Origin of the sequence: Vibrio sp. 10N.286.55.E10 (assembly GCF_002872555.1) — a bacterium.
In the GTDB taxonomy this organism is placed as follows: domain Bacteria; phylum Pseudomonadota; class Gammaproteobacteria; order Enterobacterales; family Vibrionaceae; genus Vibrio; species Vibrio crassostreae.
On record NZ_MCSD01000024.1, the window covers coordinates 212,480 to 230,536 of the forward strand.

Below are 18,057 nucleotides of genomic sequence, written 5' to 3' on the forward strand. Positions count from 1 at the left end.
CCATCCAACTATTTGATTATTTTGAGTGAAGCTGTCATGCCAACACGAAGTTGTAGGTCTTCAGGCACGTTATCAAGCTCTACTTTGACTGGTATACGTTGAGCAAGACGAATCCATTGAAAGTTTGGGTTCACGTTAGGAAGAAGGTCATTACCTGTGCTGCCGTCTTGTGTTGCAATACCAAAGCCAATGCTTTTGATATGGCCTTCCAATTGAATATTGTTGTGCATCATAAGAGTGACAAGCGCTTTGTCGTGAGGGCCAACATTCACCAGATCAGTTTCTTTGAAATAACCTTCGATCCAGAAACTGTCTTCATCGATCAATGCAACTACCGGTGTATTGGCGACGACTTGAGAGCCTTCTCGTAGGTTTAAGTTCGTGATGTAACCGTTGGTTGGCGCGTACACTTTTGTGTATTCAAGATTTAAATGCGCTTCTTCAACGTTGGCTTTTGCTAGTGCAACGTTAGCTGCATTTGTCTCAACCGCGTTATTCAGGTTATTCAATGTCAGCACTGGCATAGCGCCGGGCGTTCTCTTTTCTAAGTTCAACGCGCGTTGCTCTTCGTTTTTAGCTTTTGCTAAGAGCGCGCGAGCCTGTATCTGTGTCGCTAACGCTTTATTGTAGGCCGCTTGATAAATGCTTGGATCGATCTCAAACAGCAAGTCACCTTTAGCCACCTGTGAGTTGTCCTCAATATGGACTTTAGTCACTTGCCCTGTAACTCGGGGAGTAATTGAAACAATGTATGCGCTAACCTGACCATCTCTAGTCCAGGGATTACTCGAATAAGATTGGTAATAGCTATAAACCACAGAGCTTGCGGCAACGACCAGTAGTAGCGTGATGAGATAACGTTTAATCAAGGTGAATGCCTCAGAAGATGGTAATGAATTGACCGATAACGCCGACGAAAATCACGATTAGGCTTAATTCGGCAATTGCAGGAAAAGCGACATATTTATATAGCCCAAGTTTTGTCGCGATTGAGCCAGTCAATATCGTCAATACATAAGCTAACGCGATAACCAATAGCAAAGGAGGGAAGTAGATCTCACCCCACACGAGTTCATGTGGCATTGTGTTCATGGGTCTGTCTCTATCGTTTTAAGAAGGTAACGATAAAGGAAATGCGGTGATGTTAATAATCGTATATAGAGGATCAGATCCATCAAATACAGACAGGTTTAGGTATATACTAGGAAGAAGAGTTAGCAAAAGGCACAAATCATTAGCTATTTAGCTCCGTCTTTTTATCATTATTATTCTGATGCAGTAGATATTTTTCTACCTCATATGCATGACTAAGAAAGTAAGCACATCAAAATGAACTTCAGTATTGAACAACTTCTCGCGTTTGTGACTGTCTATGAACAGCTTTCGTTCAGTAAAGCCGCGATAAAGCTCAATAAACACAGAACGACCGTGGGTCAGGTGATTACAAACTTGGAAGATCATCTGGCGGTGAATCTTTTTGAAAGAGTCGGGCGCTCTGTTGAACCAACAGAGGACGGGCACCTCCTTTATCACTACGCAAAACAGACGATTGAGCAAGCACGTACTTTTGATAAGGTGGCGTTGAGCCTTTCTTATGGTGGGTTAGAGAAAATAACAATCGCGTATTCTAGTTTCGTTCCTCAACGTGTGTTGGTCGATATACGTAAACGACTCAAGCACGATTTCCCAATGATGCGAGTGAACTTTCTGGTTAGGAATAAGAACGAAATCAAACAAGGGATACAAAGCGGGGAATATCACTTTGGACTTGTTAATGCCCACAATAGCCGAGCGATGCACAGTTTTGATTCTACTTTCCTTGGTCATTTTGAGTTCTATCCGTTCGGACAGAAAGGGGGAGAACTCTCACATATCGATAAAGACGAAGTATTAGTGGCACTAAGGAACTCTAAACAGTTCGTATTGAAGTCTCTGATTGATGAAGGGATGTCTGAAAAGATTATCGTAAGCTCTGACTATGAAGAGATCGATCAGCTTTCGTTAATGATCAAAATGCTTGAAGAGGGTTTTGGGTGGGCACTTCTTCCTAAGGCTTTTTTTACCGACTCTGAATTTTCAAAACATTCAATAGAGCCCATTCACTCTGCGCAAATGGTGGAAGGGTTCAAGTTTGGATTCGCGTTGTGGTGCCCGCACTCAAAACAAGTCAGTGGTATTAAAGGCTCTTTGGTGTCTGTCATTAAAGAGTACCGTGAGCAACTTATAGATAGTGTTAAGTCGTGAAAATTTGAGATATTAAAAAGGCGCTAATTATTCATTAGCGCCTTTTTAGATTTTGTTCAGCTAAAAGAAGAATTACTTCTTACGGCAGAACTCAGCGATTACGTACATTGATTGACCGCCGTTTGTTTTACCAGAAACAAGCTTAGGATCGTCACCAACGCTGATACCACGGATAACAGTACCTTGCTTAATCACTTGGTTAGTACCTTTGATTGGCAGGTCTTTGATTACTGTTACGTCGTCACCTTTCTTAAGTTCAACGCCGTTCACGTCAAGAGGTTTGTCATCAGCAGACATACCGATTTGTGCCCAAACTGACGTTTCTTCTTCAAGGTACATCATGTCTAGCGCGTCTTGAGCCCAGCTTTCTGTGTTCAGACGAGTAAGTTGACGCCATGCCGTTACTTGAACTGGCGCTTCCTGGCTCCACATACTGTCAGTAAGACAACGCCAGTGGTTGATATCTTTAGGATCGTCAATCTCACCAAGACATTTGTCACATACCATGATGCCGTGATCCACTGTTACGTGGCTGTGTGGCGGCACTGCGTATGCAGTAAGAGAAGAATCAGAACCACATAGTTCACATTTAGATTGGCAGCGTTCTAGCATAGTAGCTTCAGAAGACATAATGGACTCACATTTATTAGGTATTAAATTACGGGGCTATTATCCACTTTATTTACAATAAAGAAAGAGGTCGTACGGTATTCTGTCTTGATTAATTTTAGCCGAGATCAACCATTTGTGTTTTAAAGTTTTATGCAAACGGTTAACTAGGGGACTTGTTCGAACGACAGATACAAAAATGCCAGCGGTTAGGCTGGCATTTGGTTTCATTTAGAGTTCGTTACTATTCCAATACAGAACCGGTAATAGACGCTGCAGTTAAAGCGTTATCTATTAAGAAGTCGACAGCTTGTGTCTGCATGCTAACGTGATGGTTTAAATCTAATGGTAGAGGCGTAGTGTCATCTTGCGGAGCAACAAATGTACTATGCGATGCCACATCACTAAACTTAACAAAATCTTTAGTGCCGTTTGGTGTTGTATTGCTCGCATCTACCACAGTTAAGCCAAGTTTCGTAGCAAGCGGTGTTGTACCAGCAAAAGGTGCATCTGCAACAGTATTTGGCACTGTTTGGTCGTCTTGTGCTTGCCCCATATAAATAGGCATCTGAGTAGAAGCTGTTAGCAAGTAATCAGCATTAGTGTATGGATCAATAGTGTCTAACACGGTTTGTGCCGCATAAGCGAACTGTTGGAATGCTGCGGTCATGGTTGCTTTTTGTGCCGCAGTTGCATTACTTTCAAACGTGTTGTAACAAACTTGATCTGTTAACCCTGTACAGTTAGCACTAGCGAAACTTGCGTATTCAGTAGAAGCACCTAGTGCAACGTTATGCTTAATTTGTGGGCCAAAGAATGGTGAACCCAACAAAAGGTTAGATATTTGTCCGCCAGAGTTTTCAATAGCTGCAGCACTGAAGCTATATAAAGAATCGGCAGTTGCACTACCTAACGTGCGGTTAGAGGATGCAACTGCAGTTGTTCCAACAATTCCACCTAACGAATGACCTAGAAACTTAACTTGTGAGCCTGTCGCGATGTTAAATCCCTTCAAAGGTGACCTAGCAAGTAAACCTGCTTGCAAAGAAGCGGTTAACGAAGCTCTTAAGCCCATTACGTCTAACGCACTTTGACGAACGTTGTCGCGAGCTACTGGCAGGTTAGCGAGATTCAAATAAGCCAACACATCTGCATTTGCTGAACGGGTATCATCTAGACTGCGCGTACCATGTATTGGTAAGTCAATTGCGATAACAGCAACGCCAGCTCTCGCTAAGTTGTAAGCGAACGCATAAGCATTTTCTTTAGCAGAGGTTATACCGTGTTGGTAAATAACCACATCAGTAGGATCTGCACCATTAGGTGTAAATAACAAAAACTCTACAGATTCTAATGATTTTACCTGAGGAACTGGAGAGTATTTCGTGATAACTCTTTCGCTATCAAGCGGTGAGCCATCTACTAGAGTAAGGTTTAGGCCAACCAGTTTGAGCTGTTCTGTTTGGTCAGTCGCTAATACACTAGTATCGATACCTGCAGCAACTAATTGAGCAGCCATGTTAGCTTGCTCGTTAGCATCACTTAAAGCACTTGAAACTTTTGCTAAGCTAGGCATACCCGATTCGAATGGCTGTGAGTTCCATTCAGTAGCACTTGTTTCTAGATAATAAGGTAATTGAACAAAACCTTGAGTCACATCTACGTTGTCTGTCGCGCCATACAAGCCATTAATCGCGCCTTTCAAGGTTGCGATAGTTGTCGCGTCGCTGCCGGCAACATACTTATCAAAGTCAGTATCGTTTGCTAGCGCTGTTGTGAACAACTCCGTAGCACCAAACTGCATCGCATAAGCTGTCGACAGGTCAACAGAGTTAGGGTTTGCGCTACCTGTCCAAACGCTATTGAGGTTTGCTGTAGCCAATCCTGTTGCCGTTGCCGCTTTGGTAGCGAAAAGGGAATCACCGACAGACTCAGTTGTAAACCACGTCGAATAAATGATGTTTTCAGTATCAAGATTGATCGCACCAGCTGCAGTCGCTCCAGCAAAGATCTTTTCAACACCTTGAGTTACTTGTTGTGCTTGAGCTAGGCTACCTTCGGTGTACGTTACCGCACTAGATTTCAGTGCAGCATAACTTGCCGACATGCCAACAGGATCACCATTAACATCCGTGAGTTCATTTGATAGCGCCAACACGTATTCGCTCGAAGCATCGAGTGAATCATTGAAAACTATCGTGAATGTGTCGGTTGAAGCACTAGACACAACATTAAAATGAGTGCCTTGTGTCAATACGCCAGTAACAGTTGGTGCTGTGTCTGAAGTCAGCGAACCACTAAGCTTTAATAGGTAAACCCCACCACTAGCTACGCCGTCAGCTAAGCCAGTACCTTCAAAGTCCATGATGATTGGCATTGAAGTTGACCAACCATCCATTGTGTTCATTGCGGCAATAGGGTTGGTCAATGAGTCGTCACCGCCAGTCGGTAAACCAAGAGTCCCATCGGTCGCATCCATTAATGCGAAACTAGGAAGAGGAACTGCAATATCAGCACCGGTTAGTTGAAACTTGATACTCGTTGCTTGTGCAAGTGAATCTTGAATATATTGCTCATATTGAATCGTTGTTGAAGCACCCGAGCTAGATGTGTCATCACCACAACCAGCAAGAAACATAGCTGACGCAAGCAGCGAAACATTAAATAACTTTTTCATGTTTTAATTCCGTTTAGTTGAAGGTGTAGTTCATTTGAATTGCAGATAGGTAAGCGACTGCATCACCAGAGAATTCAAGTTCCTGACCAAGTTCATTGGTTTCAGTGAAATCACCTTCTTTACTTTGAACAAGAGCGAAACCGGCATCAATAGATAGGTTAGGGCTGTATTGGTAAGTTAAACCTGCGCTGTACCAGAAACGGTCGCTATCAGGAATGCTCAACGTCGCTTCGCCTGCTTGCTCGTCATAAGCAAGACCTGCTCTTAATGTCCATGCTTGGTTCAATTGGTAAGTAGCACCAAGTGAGTAACGGTTATTGTCGTCGTAATCTTCGGTCTTTTTAAAACACTCACCATTTGCGCAATCTGAGCTTGTCGCTTTCAGCTCTTTAAAACTACTCCACCCAGTTTGTTGCCAGCCGTAATGGATAGCCCATTGATCGGTCAGTTGGTGGAAAGCTGAAATCTCAATGATCGAAGGTAATGTGATTTTTAGACGACCTGTTGTGGTCGTCGCACTACCTTGTACGATGCTACCCGTGTAATCGCTGAAGTCGCCATCATCAAAATCTAGGTCAACCTCTGAGCGATAAGCGATAGAGAATCGATTGTTTTCATTCAGTTCATATAACGCGCCAACGTTCCAACCAAACGCAAAGGTTTCTCCTGTCATGCTAATCAGTTTTGTTGAAGCAGGATCGCCAGTGATGTTCGAAATAGAGCCCTGATGACGATTAAGTTCTGCCTCTGCGTAAACAAGGTTTGCACCAGCACCAATACTGAATTGGTCGTTAATTCGATACGCGACATTCGGGTTCAGGTTCACAGACACAAGTGAAGTATCACCTGCAAGATCACCTGCATAAATATCATCAGGGTAATCGGTAGCAACGCCGTAGTTAGAAAACATACCGATGCCCCAAGCCCATTTATCGTTGATAGGGCTGATGTAGTAAGCAGCAGGCACGACTTGCAGTGGCGCTACGTCTTTAGAAACTTGGCTTTGTCCGCCAGAACCTGGAACATTGTTTTGAGTAATATTCACCTCTGGATCAACGATAGAAACCGCGCCTGAAAATTGGGCTGTATCAAATAGGGTCATTGCGGCGGGGTTTCTCGCTAGTACACTCGCGTTATCGGCTACAGCGCCTTCACCTGAGAATGCGCGACCAAGACCTGAGGCAGAATGCTCAGCAACTTGGAAGCCAGCCGCAAGTGAATTGCACGCAAATAGCACAGAAAGTGAAACGAGAGAGCGTTGTATTGTTTTCATCCTTGACCCTCCTAGGGCATCGAATTTCATTATTATCGTTTGAAAACACACTGAGCATTGTTGGTGTCGAAGCTCTAATGTAAACAGCATGTTAAATTCATGTTTTATGTAAAGTCAAAGAAATAGTTGCTATTTTGTGAGGTTATATTTTCGAGGGGCGGCACTTTAACACTAATAATATAATTACAATCAATAGTTTATTTGTGGTTGGAGGTGTGACCAGAATGTTTATGTTAGCTATTGGTACAAATAGTGTTCAATAGCTCAATATGTAACAACTTTGTTTATGTTTACCGCCGATCGCTAAATCGGCATAATATCGACACTCGTTAGAAGTCATTAAATTGGAATTTAAGTTTGGAATTACTCGCGATAGAGTTTCTTGGTAAACCACTTCGATTAGAAGGGTCAATGGCAGGGTGGCAACAGTTGTATTGGGACAACACTCTGGTATCTCAATTAGATGCGACCACAGACCAAGAAGACGCACGAACACACGAATTTGCACTACGTGCTGGAGAAGAAACGTTGCAGTGTCACGTTGAGTCGACCGTTCAGTGGCAACCGTTTGAGATGACGTATAAAGCATCGGTTAATGGCCAAACTATTACCGAAGGCAATCGAAATACCAAAGATATCGAGCAACAAACCCCTGTTGTTGCTCCTAAACCAGAGAGGCGTTTTAGCTTAATTGGGTTGGTGTCGCTTGGCATGAAAGCGCTGAAAAGCGCTAAGCTAATTAAGGTCGTTCTTGCTTCCGCGAGTTTAGCGGCTTACTCATGGTTGTTTTCAATTCAGTTTGCTCTGGCCTTAATTGCCTGTTTAATGTTCCATGAGTACGGTCATATCAGAGCGATGAAATACTTTGGCATGAAGACCAAAGGCATCTATTTGATACCATTTCTTGGTGGTTTGGCGTTATCCGATGAAAAGATTAATACGCGCTGGCAAGATGTGGTTATCTCAATCATGGGGCCATTGTTTGGCTTGATATTGTCGTTGATATTTATGGTGTTGTACTGGGCGACTGGCGAGATGGTCTTTGCTGGGCTTGCGGTATTTAATGCCTTGTTAAACCTGTTCAATCTACTGCCGATTTTGCCTCTTGATGGCGGTCATGTTCTTAAAAGTATCAGTTTCTCGATGAACAGTGTGCTTGGCATTGTATTGTGTGTCGCGGCAGCTGTTGCTGGCGTGGTATTGAGTTATCAATTGAATTTAACCCTGTTTGGTTTCTTATTGATCATGGGCAGTGTTGAAATACTGTTCGAATGGAAAGGGCGTCATCACAGTCATTTGTTGCCGTTAGACAAATACGGTCAAGTCGTGTCGTTCGTTTGGTATGTGGGTTTAGTGAGCAGTTTGATCGGTGTTATCTGGTATTTTGCATCGACAGGTGATCAGCTATTGAGCCTACCTTTACAAATTCTTGGTACTTGACCAGTGAGTTTCTGTTGTTGGATTCATTTAGCTGCATAGTGCACTTGAACTGTTAGTTAGCAAGAAACTAAAAATGCCCTAACCAATATGGATAGGGCATTTTTGTAGATACACCAACTAAGCGATTCTAACTTAGACTACGCTTTGCAATTTGGTCTTAGTGAACCCGATTGAGGAAGCGTCTTTATCGTTGCTTGAAGATCTTTAATACGCGTACTGTGGGAAGGGTGCGTAGAAAGCAATTCTGGCGGCTGATTTCCACCTGATGCTTTCGCCATGTTTTGCCACAAGTTGACACTTTGGTTTGGATCGAACCCAGCTTGAGCCATATACTCTAAGCCAACAACATCGGCTTCAGACTCTTGAGTTCGCCCATACGGCAGAATAACGCCATATTGAACGCCTAAACCTAACGCGGCCATCGTCATACCTTGATACTGCTTGTACTCTGATGCACCTAGCGCGACGTTAGTAATAGATAAGCCAGTATTAGCGATTTGAGACTGAGAAAGGCGCTCATTACTGTGGTCCGCTAGAACGTGTGCCACTTCGTGACCGATAACCGTCGCGAGTTGGTCCTGATTAACTGCAACCTTAAGTAAGCCTGTGTATACACCGATTTTTCCGCCAGGTAGGGCGAATGCATTCACTTGGTCGCTATCAAAAACCACCACTTCCCATTCACTAAAACCTTGCTTAGGAATGTGTTGAGTAATACTGTTCGCTACGCACTGTACATAAGCGTTAGTGTTGGCATCTTTACTGATGGGTTGTTCTTTCTTCATTTGTTCAAAAGATTGTGCTCCGAGCTGAGACATGTCTTTATCTGAAAAAAGCAGCAATTGGTTTCTGCCTGTCGGAGAAGCGCTACATGCGGTTAGGCCTGCAAGTGTGAGAAGCGAGGCAAACTTCATCCATGACGTCATACAATATCCTCTGTGTATTCGGTTTTTATGCATGTTAACATCAACTTGCGTAATAGCTAAGGGTTGTAAGATAACTAACAGCGGTAATATAGAAAAAAGCTATGCACGCGATAACAAGATCAATAATTAAGGAACCTATATGAGTATTTGGAAAAAGCCCGTTGACCTAGATACCTTCAACGCGACCTCAAAAAATACCTTAATTGAACACCTCAACATTGTTTACACCGAAGTAAACGATAACTCCTTGGTGGCAACCATGCCGGTTTGTCATTTTACGCATCAACCACTTGGCATGCTTCATGGTGGCGCATCAGTTGTGCTCGCAGAAACACTTGGCTCATTGGCTGCAAATTTCTGCGTTCCAGAAGGCTACTATTGCGTTGGACTCGATATCAATGCTAACCACGTAAGATCAATGCGCGAAGGCAACGTCATCGGTACTGCTGAGCCCATTCACCTTGGTGTATCGACACAAGTATGGCAGATCAATATCACAGATGAACGTCAACGTTTAGTTTGCACCAGCCGGTTAACCATCGCTGTAAAGAAACACAAGCGATAATAGACTTAAAGTCATCAGTTTTTTGTATTTAGAAGAAGTTATTAGTATTTAAAGAAGTAGCCCGAGAATCCCATGGTCATAACGTTTAAAAGTGGAAAAGTCATCGCAACGGCACATGAGCTGGTTGTTCGTTTAGATGGTGAACATAGAGTCACGCTACAAGCTCAAGTTGATGCCATTCAACTGATCGGAAAAGGGGCAAATGTCATTTCAGCCAATGGCTCTGAGTGTAAATGGTCGATAAAATTGGACGACGAACAGCAGCTTCGTGAGATCGCTAATGAAATTGGCTGCGATGTGATGTAATCCTATGCTGTAAAAGCACTTAGCCCTTCAGATTGAATAACGTCTTAGGATGTCATACTCAATAATCCATAATAAAATTGTGCCAGTAATATTGCTTTTAGGCCGTAAAATAGGGAAACTGAATTCAATGTCCTTTGAATAAGTTTTCCTCTTTATGAGCAGCCCAAGACTTCGCGTTCAATTTGAAACCCTGTTTGAATACTTCGATGGTAAAGATTCTGATGTTCAGTTAGACGACATCACGGATGTGCTCTGTTGTACCCGTCGTAATGCCCGAATGGTACTCAACAAGCTTGAGGAAGAAGGATGGGTCGAATGGTTACCGGCAGCGGGTCGAGGGAAGTTATCTCAACTTATCTTTAAGCAAAATCGTTGTGATGTGAGCGAGAACTTAGCGAGACGCTACTTACAGGAAGGCAAAATTGGACAGGCGCTGTCAGTGCTTGATCACAATGCTGCGAAACTCACCCAAGTCATTCAAAACTACTTGGGTGTGCAATATCAAGAGGGCGAACAGGTCATTCGTTTGCCTTATTATCGTCCGCTATCCATGCTTAATCCGACAAAGTCTATGCGTCGTTCAGAGCAACACATCGCCTGCCAAGTCTTCAGTGGTTTAACCCGTTTGGATGAAAACGATCAGCTCCAGTCTGATCTTGCTCACTCGTGGCAGCAGATCAGTGACTATCAATGGCGGTTCTTCTTGCGGCCAGGTGTTCGTTTTCATAACGGGGAACCTCTGTTAACTAATCATGTTGTGGATACACTTCTTGCCCTCGAACCTCTCAACATGTTTTCGCATATCAAAGATGTCTCTTCACCTGCAAATTGTGTTGTAGATGTTTTCCTCACACGTCCAGACAAGTATTTTCCACTCGCATTAACGGAGTCGGTCGCTAAAGTCACTTTACCGGTCACTTTACGTGGTGAAGACTATGATATTCGACCGATTGGAACAGGGCCTTACCGCATCGAGAAGAACGACGAGAAACAACTCGTGTTAACGGCTTTTAACGGATATTTTGGTTTCAGACCGTTAATTGATCGCGTTGAAGTTTGGGTGGTGGATGAGGCTTATTCATCAATGGTTTATCCAAGTCTTTCTAAGCCTGTAATGGCCGACCGCGGCGATAGCGATGAAGTAGAGCTCGATCCGGGCTGTACGTATCTATTACTCAACAGAAAGAAAGGTATAGCGCAAGATCCCGCTTGGGCGGAGTTTTTATCAAACGCGTTAAATGCTGCCGATCTTTTTGTACATATACCAAAAGAAACCGTCATTGATTTGGGCGTTTTGCATGCTTATGGCATCAAGCCTGGTTGGTACGATATCAAGCTAAAGGTTCCGGAATGTCCACCAGCCGATAGTAAGCCTGCAATAAAGTTAGCTTACCAATGCCAGCATCCAATGTTTCCTACGCTCGCGAAGGCCATTGTTACTGTGCTTAAGCAATATAATGTTGATGTTGAGCTTTTGGGTTACGAAACCGATCCACCGCATGCTGATGATGTGGACATCTGGATTAACCCTATGGGAATTGCGAATAACAGAGACGACGCACTGGCATGTTGGCTTATGGATTATAGTTTCCTCGATGAATCCAGTCCCGCAGATGATTTTGATCAATGGTGCCATATGATTGATCGTTGGCGCTCTGGTGAATTTGAACAGTTTCCAGCAAGGCAACTCGGTAAGCAACTGGTACAAAGCAACCAATTGATTCCGATGTTCCATTGTTGGTTAGGCGTAAACAAAGACCAATGTGGTACCTTACAAAACGCCAAGTGCAATGCGCTTGGTTGGTTTGATTTTAGCCAAGTATGGGTTAAACCTGACGTTGATTAATACACGGCTAACCTCAGCAAGGACAAGGAAAGACCAATGCAAACCGTTTTAGTAACCCTGATTACGCTGGTGGCATTTGCTGCTAACTCCGTGCTTTGCCGCTGGGCGTTAATGGATCAAACGATTGATCCCTTGAGCTTTTCGATCGTACGTATCTTGTCTGGAGCGCTTACACTTCTGATTTTATTAACGTTATCTTCGCAATCTAAATCTAACTCCAAACCTAAACAGGATTCATATAACAGCGGTATATCGGGATACACAAAGCTCAAATCACAGTTCCAATTCACATCCATATTGTCACTGCTCGTGTATATGTTTGGCTTCTCGTTTGCTTATTTAGAGCTTGGCGCAGGTATTGGTGCTCTGGTGTTGTTTGTCGCAGTGCAATTTACAATGATTGCCGCGCATTTGTTCTCTGGCAACAGAATGTCACTCATTGAGTGGGGCGGGTTTTTGTTATCTGTGGCAGGGCTTGTTTACTTGTTAATGCCAACGGAATCGACACAGGCACCCGACTTAGTTTCTATCATCTTGATGTCTCTGGCCGGAGTTGGGTGGGGCATTTACACGTTAGCCGGAAAGAAATCGTCAAACGCACTGCAATCGACCACCGCTAACTTTGGATTCAGCTCGCTAGTTATCCTTTTGGCATTAAACTTATTTTCTTTGATACCTAATGCGTTACCGCAAGTATCTATCACTGAGCAAGGTTTGATTTACGCGGTTATATCGGGCGCAGTGGCTTCTGGTATCGGTTATAGTTTGTGGTATTACGTGGTGAAAAAACTGAATACGGTGGTTGCGTCTATTGCACAGCTTTCTGTTCCAGTTATAGCGACACTTGGTGGCGTATTACTGTTATCTGAACCTGTCACCATGCAATTTATAGTCTCATCAACCGTTATACTTCTTGGGATAAGCTTGGTTCTTGTCGCTCCTAAACATAAGAAATAAAGAGTTCAATCATTAACTTCTATGGCTAAACCAAACAAGACACAACCGACCAAGACGGTTCAGATTTTCTGCGCCAAATGTAAAACGCAACTTTTTAAGTATCGGAAAGGTGGCAAAGGTGCACTCGTGAAATGTTTTAAGGAGCGTATCGTTGAAGATTTCACGACAGAGCCATGTGTGTGCCCTGAATGCGGGATTGAATTTGCGCGAGATACCTTGGTTCGAGGTACGCCAGCCTACAAGTTTGTTGGTGGCAAGGTAATAATGAAATAAAAATGCCACCGCACTCATTGTGTGGCATTTCAGAACTGTTATTGAAGTTCAGAATCAAAAGCTAGTATCAATGAACTTTGACACGCCCTTGAAGCTTAAGAAGTATTAGCGAGACAATTGCGCCAGTTGTATCACACAGCATGTCTTTCTGCGCATCCCAAATATCACCTTGTGAACCAAGGAATGCGATACCTTCATCACCACCTGCAACCTCCGCGTACCACCACTCGATAATTTCATAACCTGCAGCAACACCCATGATCGCAAATAGCGCAAAGAAACACGCCAGTACCGGTTGAGCCAGTTTTTTACGAATCAAGTACTCAGCGAGTGGGTAAGCATAAAGGCCAATAGAGAAATGGGCGACACGGTCAAAGTTATTGCGTTCAGAACCTATCATGTTATTGAACCAATCAAATGGCACTTCAGCGAAGGTATATTTCGCGCCTATCGTATGCAAAATCAGCCAGATAAACATTAAAACGTAGGCTGTCTTAGTGAAGGTGACCTTTGTTGATAACCACCAAATACCCACCAATATCGCGAGCGCTGGGACAATTTCGGCAATCCACACAGCTCTTGAAGAGGGAGCGAACGCTGAAAATAGAAACACAGTCAGATACAGCGTTGTCAATGACAGTAATGCTCGATTTTGAGCAAGTGGCGTGATTGTCATATCAAGATCTCTCGTCGAAGTTTTTAATAGTGTTACACAATAATGAACAGTGTTCAATTGAGGTTTAATCACCAGATTTGTTGAAAAGTGGCGTTATCGCCCAGTATCTAGACAAACGGTTGCTAGAGTTTCACAAAAGTTTGATTTACAACAAAGCGATCCTTAAAATCGCTCTATTACTACATAACAAGAAAGAAAGTCATGAAACTGGAAACTGTCGATTACCTTGCTGACGACGCAGCAGAACAATTTGTTCGCTCTCTACGTGAAACTGGTTTTGGTGTTCTTAAGAACCACCCAATCCCGAAAGAGCTTGTTGAGTCAATTTACGAAAACTGGTACCAATTCTTCATCTCTGAAGAGAAAGAGAACTTCCACTTTAATGTTGAAACACAAGATGGATATTTTCCACCTTCAGTATCTGAAGTTGCTAAGGGCCATACTGTAAAAGACATCAAAGAGTACTTTCACGTATACCCTTGGGGCCAAATCCCTGAACAGCTCAAAGAACAGATTCTAGATTACTACCAACGTGCGAATGCTTTTGCTCAGGAGCTGCTAGGTTGGGTTGAAGCTCATGCTCCTCAAGAAGTACAAGAGAAATTCTCTATTGCGTTATCAGAAATGATTAACGGCAGTGAACAGACTTTGCTTCGTGTTCTCCACTACCCACCAATGCAAGGTGATGAAGAGCCAGGTGCAATCCGCGCTGCGGCACACGAAGACATCAACTTACTGACTGTTCTTCCTGCAGCAAACGAGCCGGGCCTTCAAGTTAAAGCACAAAATGACGAGTGGTTAGATGTTCCATGTGACTTCGGTAACATGATCATCAACATCGGTGACATGCTTCAAGAAGCATCAGGTGGTTACTTCCCATCGACAACTCACCGTGTAATCAACCCATCAGGTGAACGCCAAGAGAAGTCTCGTATCTCTTTGCCTCTATTCCTTCACCCGAAACCAGAAGTAGTGCTATCTGAAAAGTACACAGCAAACGAATACCTAATGGAACGTCTAAGAGAGCTTGGCGTTATCTAATGAGTTAAATGCTTAGTCCCCAATACTGGATAGATGTAAAAGGTCAGCTAAATTGCTGACCTTTTTGCATCTGTAGCAAAAAATAGCTCCTGTATTGCTTACGGTTGCGTTCGACTAAACGGTATTCAGTCTTGACGGTAAAAAGTGTCTTTAAGCCAAGCGATAGAAAGTTGTTTGTCCCTAAGCTCGACAAATCGTAGAAAATCGCTTTCAATTAAAGAAGATACGCAACGGATGAGAAACAGGTTACTTATAGAACCACTGTTTTGAAACTCCATTAATTCAGAAAAGCTAACTGAGTCAACTATGTCGAATCATCAAGATGTGCGAGCAAACTTTCATTGCCATATGGAAAACCCATTGCTTTGGCCGATAATGGAAGTGCTTAAGCAAAAGCCAAGCGGCTGGAAAGTACATACATTGGCGGCTCATTTGAACGACCTTGGGTTTGTGCCAGAGTTAGATCCTGTGCCTGAGAAAGAGTTGTTTAAAAAGAACTTCCTGATCATGAATGCGCTTTATCAGCTTCAAGAAACTTTACATCCTGATGGTTGGCTCCAAGTCCAAGCGATGGACATTGAATTGATGAACGGTCGTTATCACGGAAGCAACCACAACATCGATCGTCAAGATCCACTTCGAGACTACTATATTAATTGGGTTAACTATGAAGCGGATGAAGGTGAAGTTAAAAGACTGTTGAACGAATTTTGGACTCGGTACCGGAAGTTTGTTGGTGGTGATGAGCTCGATATGGATCGAAGCCGAGCGTTGAACTTATTTGAGCTACCCATAGACGCCACTCACCATGAGATTAGAAAACGTTGGCGACAACTGGCGTTGAGATGGCATCCAGACCGAGACGAGGGTAACACCGCAAAATTTCAGACGCTCTGTGAAGCATGGCATGTATTACGAAGCTCATAATCGACAGTCACTTTTAACTGCCTAGCTGGGTGGAACCCTAAAATATAAAGCCCCATATTGTGAGTGACACAAGTGGGGCTTTGTCGTAATTACGTTATGTTTTGGGTAACTACGTTATGTGTTGTAGCGACTTAAGTTGTTGGTGCTAGGAGTGATCTTTGCTCTCACCACTTTTATGCTCAAAGGCATAGTCGAGTACTTTACGGATATAAGGTGCGCCGACTTTCGAGCCGCCGTTACCGTGTTCAATGACCACAGTCGCGACATATTCAGGGTGTTCATAAGGTGCGAAAGCTGTGTAAAGCGCGTGGTCAAGTAGATGCCTAGCGAGTTTCTTCGAGTTGTAGACCTGATCTTTCGCAAGATCAAACACTTGTGCAGTTCCTGATTTACCGCCGCTCGTGTATTCAGTTCCCTTAAACGCACGCCTGCCGCTGCCTCGACTGCCGTGGTTCACGAGTCGCATCGCGTTGATGGGCACATCCCAAATTCTATCCGGTACTTCAGTGATTGAGGGCATTGGCTCCGGTTCGACAAGTTTTTGGGTACTGAAATCTTCACCGTGGTCTAAGGTAGCTCGTAAGATATGCGGTGGCATCACCTTACCATGATTAACCAATACTGACGTTGCTTTAGCAAGTTGCATCGGTGTCGAAGTCCAATAACCTTGGCCAATACCAATCGGAACTGTGTCGCCCTGATACCAAGGGGTGCGATAACGCATCATTTTCCATTCTCGAGTCGGCATGTTGGCGGTACTTTCTTCATAGATGTCGATACCTGTCGGTTCACCAAATCCAAATCGGTTCATCCAACTTGAGATTCGGTCAATACCCAAATCAAAAGCGGTTTGATAAAAGAATGAATCCACAGACTCTTCAATCGCTTGGGTGACATCAACAGGCCCGTGCCCCCAACGTTTCCAGTCACGCCACGATTTGGAGTTTCGTTTTGAACCGGGAATTCTCCATACCCCATGGTCGTTACGAATTGTATCTTCAGAGATAACATGCTCTTGCAGTCCTGCCACAGCCATAAATGGTTTAACAGTTGATGCAGGAGGATAAACACCTAGAGTCGTACGGTTTACCAACGGGTGAGCAGGGTCATTCAATAAGCGTTGATAGTTCTTACTCGAAATGCCGTCGACAAAAAGGTTAGGGTCGTAACTCGGGCTTGATGCCATCGCTAACACGCTGTTGTCTTTTGGATCGAGAATAACTGCGCTGCCAGTTCTATGGTCAAGTTGCTCAAAAACGTATTTTTGCAGTTCAAGGTCGATATTTAGCACGATATCTTTGCCGGCTACTGGCGGCACGTATTCAATCGTTCGAACAACTCGTCCGCGGCTATTTACTTCTACTTCCTGATAGCCCTTGGTTCCATGTAGGATATCTTCGTAATAACGCTCAACGCCGAGTTTACCTATAATTGTTGTAGCTTGATAATTCGCATCTATCCCTTGTTCTTCAAGTTTTCTTAGATCGCTATCGTTGATATGCGCCACGTAACCAAGAACGTGGGTAAGAACCTCACCATTCGGGTAAAAACGCTTTAAGCTGGTATCGATAGATAACCCGGGGAACTGGTACTGATGAACAGAGAACTTCGCAATCTCTTCTTCCGTTAAGTTCTCTAGAATGGTCACTGATTTAAAACGGCGGGTGTTGTGATAACGTTTTTTGAAACGAGCGATCTGCTCGGCATCACGTGGGACGTATTTGTCTAGCTTGGCGAGCATTGCATCGACATCATCGGTTTGCTCTGGAATCATAGTCAGATCAAAGACAAGTTTGTTCTCTGCAAGCAATACGCCGTTGCGGTCGTAAATCAGCCCACGAGTAGGGGCGATAGGCAACACTTTGATCCTGTTGCCATCGGCACGAGTTTGATAGCTTTTAAAATTTTCAACTTGAAGTCGGTATAGGTTGCCGACTAAGACAAGAGTGAACATCAAGATCCCACAAAATGCGACGATTACGCGGTTTTTGAATAGGTTCACTTCGATTTTATGGTCACGCATCTTAACGCGTTTATGATTCATTGAAGCCTCAAGGGTTTGTTACATTTGGTTACACTTGGCGAGTCGGGACTTTATCTGAATATCACTAGGGTTTTGTAAAAGCTGTGTCATGATTTTAGGGAACGACAGCATTAGATGGCGGTAAACAGCGCCTTTAATTTTCTTATTACAAAAGTTGATAAGTAATTGATGTAAAGATTAGTTTTGTGAATTTTTAGAGTTGAAGAGTTTTGATAACACTAGAAGTTGGGCAAATAGAGGTTAGAAAGATTTA

The 18,057-nt window shown here is 43.5% G+C and carries 17 protein-coding genes; 9 read left to right on the forward strand and 8 right to left on the reverse strand.

Translation table 11 applies throughout. The annotated features are described in order from the left end of the window. Positions 1–8: 8 nt before the first annotated feature. Both BCV39_RS14800 and BCV39_RS14805 read right to left on the reverse strand, forming a co-directional pair. Complete coding sequence (locus BCV39_RS14800) at positions 9–869, reverse strand: HlyD family secretion protein (RefSeq protein WP_102432512.1); 861 nt, start codon at positions 867–869, stop codon at positions 9–11. Between the two features lie 10 nt (positions 870–879). Beyond that, a complete protein-coding gene (locus BCV39_RS14805; protein ID WP_102432513.1) occupies positions 880–1,092 on the reverse strand; it encodes a DUF1656 domain-containing protein in 213 nt (70 codons plus the stop codon). A gap of 237 nt (positions 1,093–1,329) precedes the next feature. On the opposite strand from BCV39_RS14805, the gene BCV39_RS14810 reads away from it, so the two are divergent. Continuing rightward, positions 1,330–2,244 (forward strand): LysR family transcriptional regulator, encoded by a 915-nt coding sequence (locus tag BCV39_RS14810; RefSeq protein ID WP_102432514.1) that lies wholly within the window; start codon positions 1,330–1,332, stop codon positions 2,242–2,244. Between the two features lie 72 nt (positions 2,245–2,316). Here the strand turns inward: BCV39_RS14810 and BCV39_RS14815 are convergent, their stop codons facing one another. The 3 genes from BCV39_RS14815 to BCV39_RS14825 all read right to left on the reverse strand — a co-directional run bounded on the left by BCV39_RS14815 (position 2,317) and on the right by BCV39_RS14825 (position 6,803). Beyond that, positions 2,317–2,874, reverse strand: coding sequence for a PhnA domain-containing protein (locus tag BCV39_RS14815; protein WP_017060062.1), 558 nt, complete (start codon positions 2,872–2,874; stop codon positions 2,317–2,319). 223 nt (positions 2,875–3,097) lie between these two features. Next, entirely contained in the window at positions 3,098–5,530 is a 2,433-nt protein-coding gene (locus tag BCV39_RS14820; RefSeq protein WP_102432515.1) for a VolA/Pla-1 family phospholipase, read from the reverse strand. A 13-nt stretch (positions 5,531–5,543) separates the two neighbouring features. Beyond that, a complete protein-coding gene (locus tag BCV39_RS14825) occupies positions 5,544–6,803 on the reverse strand; it encodes an outer membrane protein transport protein (protein ID WP_102432516.1) in 1,260 nt (419 codons plus the stop codon). A 357-nt stretch (positions 6,804–7,160) separates the two neighbouring features. On the opposite strand from BCV39_RS14825, the gene BCV39_RS14830 reads away from it, so the two are divergent. Next, entirely contained in the window at positions 7,161–8,243 is a 1,083-nt protein-coding gene (locus tag BCV39_RS14830) for a site-2 protease family protein (RefSeq protein WP_102432517.1), read from the forward strand. A 137-nt stretch (positions 8,244–8,380) separates the two neighbouring features. Here the strand turns inward: BCV39_RS14830 and BCV39_RS14835 are convergent, their stop codons facing one another. Beyond that, positions 8,381–9,169, reverse strand: coding sequence for a M48 family metallopeptidase (locus BCV39_RS14835; protein ID WP_048661995.1), 789 nt, complete (start codon positions 9,167–9,169; stop codon positions 8,381–8,383). Positions 9,170–9,308: 139 nt separating this feature from the next. Here BCV39_RS14835 and BCV39_RS14840 point away from each other — a divergent pair, with 139 nt between their 5' ends. The 5 genes from BCV39_RS14840 (at position 9,309) to BCV39_RS14860 (ending at position 13,116) form a co-directional block, all read left to right on the forward strand. Next, positions 9,309–9,734: a hotdog fold thioesterase gene (locus BCV39_RS14840; RefSeq protein ID WP_048660192.1), complete on the forward strand. Its 426-nt coding sequence runs from the start codon at positions 9,309–9,311 to the stop codon at positions 9,732–9,734. A 72-nt stretch (positions 9,735–9,806) separates the two neighbouring features. After that, a complete protein-coding gene (locus tag BCV39_RS14845) occupies positions 9,807–10,040 on the forward strand; it encodes a DUF3389 domain-containing protein (protein ID WP_017064605.1) in 234 nt (77 codons plus the stop codon). A gap of 154 nt (positions 10,041–10,194) precedes the next feature. Continuing rightward, the gene (locus BCV39_RS14850; protein ID WP_102432518.1) at positions 10,195–11,886 is read left to right on the forward strand and encodes an SgrR family transcriptional regulator; all 1,692 of its coding nucleotides are present in this window, start codon (positions 10,195–10,197) and stop codon (positions 11,884–11,886) included. 36 nt (positions 11,887–11,922) lie between these two features. After that, on the forward strand, positions 11,923–12,843 hold the full coding sequence (locus BCV39_RS14855) for a DMT family transporter (RefSeq protein WP_102432519.1): 921 nt from the start codon (positions 11,923–11,925) through the stop codon (positions 12,841–12,843). A 21-nt stretch (positions 12,844–12,864) separates the two neighbouring features. Then, positions 12,865–13,116, forward strand: coding sequence for a hypothetical protein (locus BCV39_RS14860; RefSeq protein WP_102432520.1), 252 nt, complete (start codon positions 12,865–12,867; stop codon positions 13,114–13,116). Between the two features lie 67 nt (positions 13,117–13,183). Here the strand turns inward: BCV39_RS14860 and BCV39_RS14865 are convergent, their stop codons facing one another. Further along, complete coding sequence (locus BCV39_RS14865) at positions 13,184–13,792, reverse strand: DUF2238 domain-containing protein (protein WP_102432521.1); 609 nt, start codon at positions 13,790–13,792, stop codon at positions 13,184–13,186. Positions 13,793–13,993: 201 nt separating this feature from the next. Between BCV39_RS14865 and BCV39_RS14870 the strand changes: the two genes are divergently transcribed. Continuing rightward, the gene (locus BCV39_RS14870; protein WP_009845327.1) at positions 13,994–14,833 is read left to right on the forward strand and encodes a 2OG-Fe(II) oxygenase family protein; all 840 of its coding nucleotides are present in this window, start codon (positions 13,994–13,996) and stop codon (positions 14,831–14,833) included. A gap of 306 nt (positions 14,834–15,139) precedes the next feature. Beyond that, positions 15,140–15,760: a DNA-J related domain-containing protein gene (locus BCV39_RS14875; RefSeq protein ID WP_048660186.1), complete on the forward strand. Its 621-nt coding sequence runs from the start codon at positions 15,140–15,142 to the stop codon at positions 15,758–15,760. 145 nt (positions 15,761–15,905) lie between these two features. Here BCV39_RS14875 and mrdA read toward each other — a convergent pair whose 3' ends face one another. Then, complete coding sequence (gene mrdA / locus BCV39_RS14880; RefSeq protein WP_102432522.1) at positions 15,906–17,804, reverse strand: penicillin-binding protein 2; 1,899 nt, start codon at positions 17,802–17,804, stop codon at positions 15,906–15,908. Positions 17,805–18,057 lie beyond the last annotated feature (253 nt).

What these genes read in the sequence shown, in the direction of transcription:
- BCV39_RS14805 (WP_102432513.1), bottom strand. Translation starts at nt 1,092, where the DNA reads ATGAACACAATGCCACATGAACTCGTGTGGGGTGAGATCTACTTCCCT.
- BCV39_RS14810 (WP_102432514.1), top strand. Translation starts at nt 1,330, where the DNA reads ATGAACTTCAGTATTGAACAACTTCTCGCGTTTGTGACTGTCTATGAA.
- BCV39_RS14815 (WP_017060062.1), bottom strand. Translation starts at nt 2,874, where the DNA reads ATGTCTTCTGAAGCTACTATGCTAGAACGCTGCCAATCTAAATGTGAA.
- BCV39_RS14820 (WP_102432515.1), bottom strand. Translation starts at nt 5,530, where the DNA reads ATGAAAAAGTTATTTAATGTTTCGCTGCTTGCGTCAGCTATGTTTCTT.
- BCV39_RS14825 (WP_102432516.1), bottom strand. Translation starts at nt 6,803, where the DNA reads ATGAAAACAATACAACGCTCTCTCGTTTCACTTTCTGTGCTATTTGCG.
- BCV39_RS14835 (WP_048661995.1), bottom strand. Translation starts at nt 9,169, where the DNA reads ATGACGTCATGGATGAAGTTTGCCTCGCTTCTCACACTTGCAGGCCTA.
- BCV39_RS14840 (WP_048660192.1), top strand. Translation starts at nt 9,309, where the DNA reads ATGAGTATTTGGAAAAAGCCCGTTGACCTAGATACCTTCAACGCGACC.
- BCV39_RS14845 (WP_017064605.1), top strand. Translation starts at nt 9,807, where the DNA reads ATGGTCATAACGTTTAAAAGTGGAAAAGTCATCGCAACGGCACATGAG.
- BCV39_RS14850 (WP_102432518.1), top strand. Translation starts at nt 10,195, where the DNA reads ATGAGCAGCCCAAGACTTCGCGTTCAATTTGAAACCCTGTTTGAATAC.
- BCV39_RS14855 (WP_102432519.1), top strand. Translation starts at nt 11,923, where the DNA reads ATGCAAACCGTTTTAGTAACCCTGATTACGCTGGTGGCATTTGCTGCT.
- BCV39_RS14860 (WP_102432520.1), top strand. Translation starts at nt 12,865, where the DNA reads ATGGCTAAACCAAACAAGACACAACCGACCAAGACGGTTCAGATTTTC.
- BCV39_RS14865 (WP_102432521.1), bottom strand. Translation starts at nt 13,792, where the DNA reads ATGACAATCACGCCACTTGCTCAAAATCGAGCATTACTGTCATTGACA.
- BCV39_RS14870 (WP_009845327.1), top strand. Translation starts at nt 13,994, where the DNA reads ATGAAACTGGAAACTGTCGATTACCTTGCTGACGACGCAGCAGAACAA.
- BCV39_RS14875 (WP_048660186.1), top strand. Translation starts at nt 15,140, where the DNA reads ATGTCGAATCATCAAGATGTGCGAGCAAACTTTCATTGCCATATGGAA.
- mrdA (WP_102432522.1), bottom strand. Translation starts at nt 17,804, where the DNA reads ATGAATCATAAACGCGTTAAGATGCGTGACCATAAAATCGAAGTGAAC.